Origin of the sequence: Christensenella sp., from assembly GCF_034927525.1 — a bacterium.
Taxonomy (GTDB): domain Bacteria; phylum Bacillota; class Clostridia; order Christensenellales; family Christensenellaceae; genus Christensenella.
The window spans coordinates 1-1,800 of sequence record NZ_JAYFPU010000097.1 but is presented as its reverse complement, the minus strand read 5'-3'; the positions used below and the strand labels follow the sequence as shown (position 1 = coordinate 1,800).

2 protein-coding genes are annotated in these 1,800 nt (G+C 48.1%); both read right to left on the bottom strand.

Features of this window, described 5'->3' with window-relative positions; all coding sequences use genetic code 11:
- Window positions 1-33: 33 nt before the first annotated feature.
- Window positions 34-1,281 carry an ammonium transporter gene (locus VB081_RS03825; RefSeq protein ID WP_323399525.1) on the bottom strand — a complete coding sequence of 416 codons (1,248 nt, stop codon included), beginning with the start codon at window positions 1,279-1,281 and terminating at the stop codon, window positions 34-36.
- A gap of 155 nt (window positions 1,282-1,436) precedes the next feature.
- Window positions 1,437-1,775: a P-II family nitrogen regulator gene (locus VB081_RS03820; protein WP_323399524.1), complete on the bottom strand. Its 339-nt coding sequence runs from the start codon at window positions 1,773-1,775 to the stop codon at window positions 1,437-1,439.
- Window positions 1,776-1,800 lie beyond the last annotated feature (25 nt).

Here is a 1,800-nt window from a genome sequence, read left to right as displayed (position 1 = left end):
GGGTGTGAAGGAGAGCAAATTTATTTTATCTGATTATTGGATCCGGCTAACGAAGTCGGCGTAGGCTTCACAGCCGTGTTCGTGGACGTCTAAGCCTTCAATTTCAACGATGCGTTCAACACGCAGGCCGTGGGCTTTCTTGAGGATGAGGAAGAAGATCCCCGAGGTCATGAGTGCCCAGGCGGCGACACAGACGACACCAATGAACTGAACCCCCAAAAGGTTAAAGCCACCACCGTAGAACAGACCAACGACGGCATCTTCCGTACCTGGCATATAGTTGGCAAAGAGACCGACTAACAGGGTGCCGAGAACCCCACAGCCACCGTGTACCGAAATGGCACCAACAGGATCATCAATCCTGCATTGACTATCAATAAAGGGAACCAGTAAGGATACGGCAATGCCAGAAAGAACACCAACCCAGATCGACCCCCAGAGGGTAATGACCTGGCAGCCAGCGGTAATCCCCACCAGCCCAGCGAGGACACCATTTAAGGTCATCGAGACATCTGGTTTTTTGTACCGGAACCAGGTAAAGAACATGACCGTCAGGCCACCGGCCGCTGCCGCCAGGTTGGTGGTCATTGCGATATGTCCAATTTCATCAGTCACCGCAATGGTGGAACCACAGTTAAATCCAAACCAGGCAAACCAGAGGATAAAGACACCCAAAGCGCCAAGGGTCAAAGAGTGACCGGGAATGGCATTGGCCGAGCCATCCTTGTTATATTTACCAATACGGGGACCGACCATAATGGCACCCATGAGGGCCACCCAGCCCCCCACCGAATGGACGGCGGTGGAGCCAGCAAAATCCACAAAGCCCATCTGGCTTAAGAAGCCGCCACCCCAGATCCAATGTCCGGATACCGGGTAGATGATTAAACTAACGAAGGCAGAGACCGCGCAGTAGGCGGTAAACTTTGTACGCCCAGCCACAGCCCCGGAAACGATGGTTGCCGCGGTGGCGCAGAACACCGTCTGAAAGAATATATAGAGTTCTGGGGGAATATTATCCACCACCTGGATGGATGTCGGATTAAAGAAGCCTGACGTTCCAATGAAGGCACCATCCCCGCCAAACATGACGGCAAAGCCCACACAGAGGAAAAGAATTGAACCAATCATGTAATCCACAAAGTTCTTCATAATGATGTTCCCGGCGTTTTTAGCCCGGGTAAAGCCTGTTTCCACCATGGCGAAGCCCGGCTGCATAAACATAACCAGGGCAGCTCCCAGGAACACCCATACGATATCTGCATATTGCTGCATATCCATAAGTTAATACCTCTTTCTTTATTTTTCAAAAAATAAAGGGGATCCTTATTTTCAATGTCTATCATGTAAAAAAGGTATAATAACCGTTTTACATTGAAAATAATTATCCCCATTGATAATTGTATCGCTATTTTTTTAAATCCTACACCGTCCCATTAGATGGCATCTGGACCGCGTTCCCCTGTACGGATACGAACGACATCCGCCACATCGTACACAAAGATCTTGCCGCCGCCGATTTCATCAGAGGGCAGCCTTTCAGTTAACAGCTTAATGATGATTTCTGCGGTCTCCGCATCGGTGATGGTTTCAATTTTAATTTTTGGCAAAAAGTTCACGGTGTAGGATGTCCCGCGATAGGATTTTTTAAATCCCTTCTGGTTCCCATACCCCATAATATTGGTAATCATCATCCCCTGAATATCACAGGTATTTAGAATCTCCTTGGCATCCTCTAAAAGATTGGGATTCAGCACAATCTCTAATTTCTTCATACTTTCCTCCTAATATATTTTTAAA

Excerpts from the sequence above, each read along its gene's own strand:
- VB081_RS03825 (WP_323399525.1), bottom strand. The coding sequence starts at position 1,281 with ATGGATATGCAGCAATATGCAGATATCGTATGGGTGTTCCTGGGAGCT.
- VB081_RS03820 (WP_323399524.1), bottom strand. The coding sequence starts at position 1,775 with ATGAAGAAATTAGAGATTGTGCTGAATCCCAATCTTTTAGAGGATGCC.